Origin of the sequence: Streptomyces ficellus, assembly GCF_030406405.1 — a bacterium.
Lineage (GTDB): Bacteria > Actinomycetota > Actinomycetes > Streptomycetales > Streptomycetaceae > Streptomyces > Streptomyces ficellus_B.
Genome location: NZ_JAUEPL010000004.1, coordinates 241,578 through 248,172, shown reverse-complemented (window position 1 = coordinate 248,172; position 6,595 = coordinate 241,578). Strand labels below are relative to the sequence as shown.

Annotated in this window: 6 protein-coding genes; 5 read left to right on the top strand and 1 reads right to left on the bottom strand. The window is 68.9% G+C overall.

Translation table 11 applies throughout. The annotated features are described in order from the left end of the window. Nucleotides 1–519: 519 nt before the first annotated feature. From QWM81_RS05090 to QWM81_RS05080, 3 genes are read left to right on the top strand one after another with little or no spacing between them, the layout of a single operon-like run. Entirely contained in the window at nt 520–1,572 is a 1,053-nt protein-coding gene (locus QWM81_RS05090; RefSeq protein WP_290110276.1) for a type III polyketide synthase, read from the top strand. 20 nt (nt 1,573–1,592) lie between these two features. Further along, the gene (locus QWM81_RS05085) at nt 1,593–2,156 is read left to right on the top strand and encodes a cupin domain-containing protein (protein ID WP_290110275.1); all 564 of its coding nucleotides are present in this window, start codon (nt 1,593–1,595) and stop codon (nt 2,154–2,156) included. Continuing rightward, on the top strand, nt 2,156–3,364 hold the full coding sequence (locus tag QWM81_RS05080; RefSeq protein WP_290110274.1) for a cytochrome P450: 1,209 nt from the start codon (nt 2,156–2,158) through the stop codon (nt 3,362–3,364). Before QWM81_RS05085 ends, QWM81_RS05080 begins: the two co-directional genes overlap by 1 nt. Nucleotides 3,365–4,036: 672 nt before the next feature. On the opposite strand, the gene QWM81_RS05075 is transcribed toward QWM81_RS05080, so the two are convergent. After that, nucleotides 4,037–4,435 (bottom strand): hypothetical protein, encoded by a 399-nt coding sequence (locus QWM81_RS05075; RefSeq protein WP_290110273.1) that lies wholly within the window; start codon nt 4,433–4,435, stop codon nt 4,037–4,039. 361 nt (nt 4,436–4,796) lie between these two features. On the opposite strand from QWM81_RS05075, the gene QWM81_RS05070 reads away from it, so the two are divergent. Beyond that, on the top strand, nt 4,797–5,159 hold the full coding sequence (locus tag QWM81_RS05070; protein WP_290110272.1) for an RICIN domain-containing protein: 363 nt from the start codon (nt 4,797–4,799) through the stop codon (nt 5,157–5,159). A 693-nt stretch (nt 5,160–5,852) separates the two neighbouring features. Continuing rightward, nucleotides 5,853–6,332 (top strand): EF-hand domain-containing protein, encoded by a 480-nt coding sequence (locus QWM81_RS05065; RefSeq protein WP_290110294.1) that lies wholly within the window; start codon nt 5,853–5,855, stop codon nt 6,330–6,332. Nucleotides 6,333–6,595 lie beyond the last annotated feature (263 nt).

Below are 6,595 nucleotides of genomic sequence, written 5' to 3'. Positions count from 1 at the left end.
AACAGCAGGGCGGCGGAGCAGCGGCCGCCCGGTGACGCCCGACAAAGACAGAACCCCGGCACGGCCGGGAAGAGGCGGCCGGCCAGCGGCACGCGGACGGCAACGGAACGGCCCCGAGGTGGCGGTGGGACGGCGACGCCCGCCGCCGGCCCCCGACAGGGTGGGGCGGGCCGGCGGACGGTACGCGGCGACGGCCCGCCTGCGGGCGGCGGAGGTCGGCTTGTGCCGGGTCGCCCGGCAGCTTCCTCCCAGCGCGCAGAAGCTCTTCATCGGGCGGGAGAAGAAGACGGCCGACGACCCTGTGGACCACGCCGGACCGGATGACTGCTCGAAATAAGTCGGCCCCGTGCTTGCTGCGCCACGGAACGAAGCACGAAACCAGCCTGCGCACGGGCCGCACGTCTCCCTCGATCCACTTGCAGACCCACGCCACGGAGGATGACCTGGATGGGTACTGATCGTTAAGGATGCGTCCGGGTCAACGAAGGCACTCTCGTGCCGGTGGAGTAAGGGTGTCGCATGGCGACCTTGTGTCGGCCAGCCGTCTGGGTTCCGCAATACGTCATCACCATGGAGGAGACGCTCGAGCTCGCACGCTCGCGGCATGCGGGTCATCCCCAGCTAGGCCTTGCGTTGCGCTTGATCGAGAACACCGGGGTGCGCACCCGTCACCTCGTGCAGCCGATCGCCGAGACACTCGCGCACCCGGGCTTCGAGGAGCGCAACCGGTTGTACGCGACCGAGGCGAAGGCCCGTGTACCGCTGGTCGTGCGGCGCGCGCTGGAGGACAGCGAGCTGCGGGCCGCCGATATCGACATGATCATCTATGTGTCCTGCACCGGGTTCATGATGCCCTCGCTCACCGCCTGGCTGATCAACACCATGGATTTTCGGGCCGATACGCGGCAGTTGCCGATCGCTCAGCTGGGCTGCGCGGCGGGCGGAGCGGCGATCAACCGGGCGCATGACTTCTGCACGGCCCATCCGGGGGCGAATGCGCTGATCGTGGCATGCGAGTTCTGCTCGCTGTGTTATCAGCCCACCGACATCGGTATCGGATCGCTGCTGTCCAACGGTCTGTTCGGGGACGGTGTGGCCGCCGCGGTCGTCCGCGGGACGGGTGGCCACGGAATCCGCCTGGAGCGCAACGGCTCGTACCTCATCCCGGGGACGGAGGACTGGATCGCGTACGACGTACGAGCAACCGGCTTCCACTTCCTGCTGGATAAACGCGTGCCGGGCACCATGGAGCCGCTCGCCCCCGCGCTGCGCAGCCTCGCCGACAATCACGGCTGGAATGTCGCAGACCTCGACTTCTACATCGTGCATGCCGGCGGACCGCGGATCCTCGATGACCTGAGCACCTTCCTCCACGTCAAGCCCGAGGCGTTCCGCCACAGCCGGGCCACGCTCACCGAGTACGGGAACATCGCGAGCGCCGTCGTACTGGACGCGCTGCGCCGGCTGTTCGACGAAGGAGGCGCCGCCGACCTGGCGCGTGGCCTTCTGGCCGGGTTCGGCCCCGGCATCACGGCCGAGATGGCACTGGGCCAGTGGAGCCGTACGCCGTGACCCTTGCAGCAGGAAACCCGATGACGGCCCACCCTGCGACCACGACGGCCCCCGGCAGCGGCCTGATCGTGCCACCCGGTGAAGGCCGAACCCTTCGTGCAGCCGCCCAGCACGTGACGTTCAAGGTGACCGGCGCGCACTCGCGCATCGCATCGAGCTTCGAAGTGCTCGTGCCACCCGGCTTCGACGTCGGCGCGCACGTCCACGCACGCAGCGAGGAACTGTTCTACGTCCTGGAGGGCGAACTCGACGTCCTCGCCTTCGAACCGCGGGTGCGCACCGCGGACGGTTGGCGGGGGTGGCAGTCGCCGAAGGGTGAGCGTGTGGTCCGTGCCACGCCCGGCACGGTCATCCTGGTCCCGCCCGGCTGCCCGCACGCCTTCGCCAACCCCACCGGCGTCCCGGCCCGGATGTTCTTCCAGTCGTCCCCGCCCCCGGACCACGAGCGCTACTTCGAAGAACTCCTGGAGATCCTGTCCGCCGATGGGCCTGCGGACCACGACGCCATCGCCGCGCTGCGCCGCCGCTACGACATCGAGCAGCTCACACCGCTGCGCCACGAACAACCAGCCAGGAGCCAGTAATGAAGGAAGACGGAACCGCGCCGTTGTACGAGGTGTCGGACTTGGCTGCCTTCGACTTCGACCCGTTTCTCCGCGAGGCGCTGCAGGCTGAACCGGTTATCCGGATCCGGCTGCCGCACGGAGCGCCCGGCGAATGCTGGCTGGCGACACGGCACGACGCCGTCCGGTTCGTCACCTCTGATCCCCGGTTCAGCCGCGACATCGTCGGCCGGCCGCTGCCCAGCATGAACAAGTACCTCATCCCGCTGGACCGTGCGGTCAGCTTCGTCGACCCGCCCGACCACACCCGTGTCCGCTCCGTGGTCTCCTCGGCGTTCAACCGCTCCGGCATGGCAGCCCTGCGACCCCAGGCCCAAGCCGTACTCGACCAGCTTGTCGACTCCATGGTCGCAGCCGGGCCTCCCGCTGACCTCGTCCAGCACGTGACGTCCCCCTTTCCGATGCATGTCATCGGAGCTGTGCTGGGTGTGCCGGAGGCCGACCGGCCGCGCCTGCGCACCTGGGCGGATGCCGTCCTGACCCGGGCGAAGGAGGAAACGCAGGTCGAACGCGCACGGCAGGCCAAAGAAGAAGCCCGCGCCTTCTTCCTCGAACTGGCCCGCGAACGCCGGTTCCAGCCACAGGGCGACCTCATCAGCGAACTCGCAGCCGCTGTCGACAGCGGCAAGATCGAGGAAGAAGAACTCCTCGCCCTGGCCACGCTGATGGCCCTCAACGGCTGGCACGCGGTACGCAACCACACCTCCAACATGGTCTACGTCCTGCTCACCGACGACAGTCTGAAGAGCCGGCTGCGCTGCGACCCGCAGGCCGTACCGGCGGCCGTGGAAGAACTGCTGCGCTGGATCCCCCACAAGCACGGCGTGGGACAAGCCCGCATCGCCACCGAGGACGTCGAGGTGGGAGGCGTCCTGATCCGACGTGGCGAGGCCGTCTACGTCTCATATGTGGCAGCAAATTGGGACAAAAGGTTCTATCCCGAACCGCACCGGATCGACATCGATCGCAAAGGTCCGCCCCACCTGGCCTTCGGCTACGGTCCCCACCATTGCGTGGCGCCACTGCTGGCCCGCATGGAAGCCGAACTGCTGCTGACCACCCTCATCACACGCCTCCCCGACCTGCGGCTGGCCACCGCCCCCGAAAATGTTCCCTGGCAGACGGACGTACTCATCCGAGGGCCGGTGGCGCTACCAGTCACCTGGTAGACCCGGCCCGGCTGCACCATGACGCCGGCGGAACCCACTACGGCGGGCGAGGCCGCACGCCATCGGGCCGGGTCACGGGGGTGCGGATCGCCGGGAAGAACGCCGGGAGGCGGAGCGGCGCGGGCTGCAGCCACGGCCGCCGCCTCGCTGGTGTCGGGGACGATGCGCAGCATGTGTTCGCTCCACACGCGCCTGAGCCGTGTACATCGCGCCGTACGACCGTCTGGCCCGCGGGTCATGGTCGGCGGGGTTCGGGCCGCAGGAGCAGTTGCCTGGGGTGCAGGGTGATGCCGATGCGGGTGGCGGTGTCGGATTGGGGTTGCGGTGAGGCCGCCCCGCTCCTGCCTGTCTCGCGGGTGGGAGGCGTCGGCGGCGTCGCCTTACCCGGTCAGCCGCGTTGAAACAGAGCGAGGAGGCTGGACTGGACCGACTCCTGGTCGTAGTCGTCGTCCCCACTCCGGTGATGCGGCGTGGCAGGCGTTTCAGCGGGGCTGGCGACCCTCGCGCAGTGAGTGGAGCGAGAGGGCGCCGACCGGCCGGTGCCGAGGGGCACGGCGAGGGCATCATGGTCGAGGGCGAGGCGGAACCGATGGTCGTGAACCTGGGCGTAACCGGTGGTCCCGGGCCTCCGTGGAGGCCCTGGACGCCGACGCCATCCAGGCCGCGATGCCCTCACCGCCGATCTCGGGCGGCGCGGCGGCCGACCGGGTCGCCGACGCGCTCGGCACCCCGAACCTGATCGGCGAGAAGGGACACGTGAGGGCGTTCGTGGTGCGGCGGTTCGTCGACCGCGGCCTGCTGGTCGACCTGAGCGCGAACCCGGACGGGACGCTGCACCACCCCGGCCAGGTCGACCAGGTCTGCCGCGGGAGGACCTGGCGGCCTGGTCGCCGCCGACACCCCGCTCGGGCCCGAGCAGGCCGCCGCCCGGCTTGGGGTGCGCAGAGTCGAGTTCGACTGAATGGTGCGGCTCGGCTGGGTCCGCTCCCCGCAGTCGATCGAAATCCGCTTCGGCACAAGCCGGGCCGGGGCCGTCGACGTCGCGCTCCACACCACGGCGTCCGTCGTCACGGTCGTCCCCCGCCCACCCGGAGGTCGACTGGGAGCAGCTGCGCGCGGTGGACAAAGGCCGACGCTCCCCGCTCGCCGCGCTGGCGAAGCAGGCCGCCCCGGCCTGACCGGCGCGGCGTGGTCTACCGGCGCCGGAGGCAGGCGCGTTTGCTGCCTGAGACGCGATCCTTCGGAAGGGTGGTTTGGTTTGGTTTCGTTCCATCACGTCCTCGCGCGACCGCGGGCAGGCTGGTGCCGGTCCACCTGTCCAGGTCCGCTGTCGACGTCGGCGTCGGCCTTCGCGAGGAAGCGAGTCCGATGTCTGCTGTGTTCACCGCCGCGCTGATCGCCCGGCACGACGACAAGGCCGTGTCGGTCAACGGTGAGAAAGAAGGACGACGGCACGGCCATCGTCCAGTGGCCGTTCCAGGGCGGCGAGCACCAGAAGTGGAACCTGGAGGCGACCACCGGCGGCTACTACGTGGTGCGGGCCGTGCACAGCGGCAAGGCGCTGTCGGTGGAGGGCGAGAGTACCGCCAACGGCGCCAAGGTCATCCAGTGGGGAGCCGTGACCGGGCCGCACCAGGAATGGCGTCTGGTGCAGAAGGACAACGGCTACTTCACCCTGCAGAACCGCCACAGCGACCAGTTCCTGTCCGTCACGGGTGAGAGCACCGACAACGGGGCCGCGCTCGTACAGTGGCCCGGCGGCAATGCCCCGCACCAGCAGTTCCGCCTGGGATGACCGGCCCGTCGGTCACACGAAGGTGCCCGTGCCCCGAGGTTCGGGGCACGGGCACCTTCGTCCTGCGGGCAGCTGCGGAAATCCACGATGGTGCCAGCAGCGAATCACGCGCGCGGCAGACTAGTTACAGCCACCGCCGCACTGACAAGCGCCTCCGTTCTGACAGCCGCAGGAACAGGCCGGACCGCAGTTACAGCCCCCAGCCGGCTTGCAGATGTCCGGTGTCGTCGACAGCCTCTGAACCAGCATGTCTTGCTCCTCCCAATGGCCAACCCCTAGTTGACCGCTGACCTCGCGTAAGCCTGGCATGACAGGAAGTAGCGGAGGCACCAAACTCACTGACTGACCGGCGCACCTACGTTGCGGCCCTTGACGCTGCCCATCATCAACGTTCACAGCCACCAGCTCCTGTCCGTCATGAGTGAGAGCACTGACAACGGGGCCGCGCTCGAACGTCACCGTCGTCTGCACCTTCAACACCCGCGCCCGGCCCTTCGGCTACTACTACGACCGCTACCGCGGCCCTCCAGCCGAGCCCGACCTCGCAGGTGCTTTGGAAGGCCAGCGAGCCGGAGATTGCCCATGATCTCTTTCGGGTGATCACTTCGGGATGCCGACGCGGCGGGAGGAGCAGGGCGCCAAGGCGGGTTTCGAAGGTTCCGTTCGGACACAAAGATGCAGGTGAGGGCCTTGGTGACGCGCGAAGAGCGGCTTCAGCGCTGGTTCGGGAAGCTGGACAGCGACGGGGACGGCCGGATCGACCAGACCGACCTCGATTACCTGGTGCAGCAGTGGTGCATGGCGAGCAGCATCGTCCCGGGTTGTCCTCAGTGGCGGGAGATCGTCGGCGGTGCCAACAGGCTCTGGCAGCGGTTGGCCAGTGGCGACGGCAACGGTGACGGGACGATCAGCGCCGAGGAGTTCCGCACCGTCACCCAGCGCCCCGACTTCGTCGACCAGGTCCTCGTGCCGTTCGAGAGCGCCGCCCTGCTGTCCGCCGACGCTGATGCCAGCGGTCGGGTGGGCCTGAACGAGTGGATGAACTGGCACGTCCGCACCGGCACATCCCAGATCGAAGCGGTGGAGCAGTTCCAGGGAGTCGACGCGGACGGCGACGGCTACCTCACCAGTGACGAGTACACCGCACACCTCAAGGAGATGTGCGCCTCCTGACAGGCGCGTGGCGCTACCGATACCGGCCCGGCCACCACGGTGGCCGGGCCGGAGCGCGCCACCTGCCCGGTGTTGAACTTGCCGTGGCGGCCCCCCAAGAGGTCGCGCGGCGTGACTCGGCTCGACGGCCCGAAGGGCCCCTCCACCAACACCTCCTCGAGACACCGCCACGATCCGCGACCACTGGTTGCCAACCAACCTGCGTCACTCTTGCCAATTACCAGGCGTCACAACTCTCTGGCCAGGGGCGACCCACGGCCCTT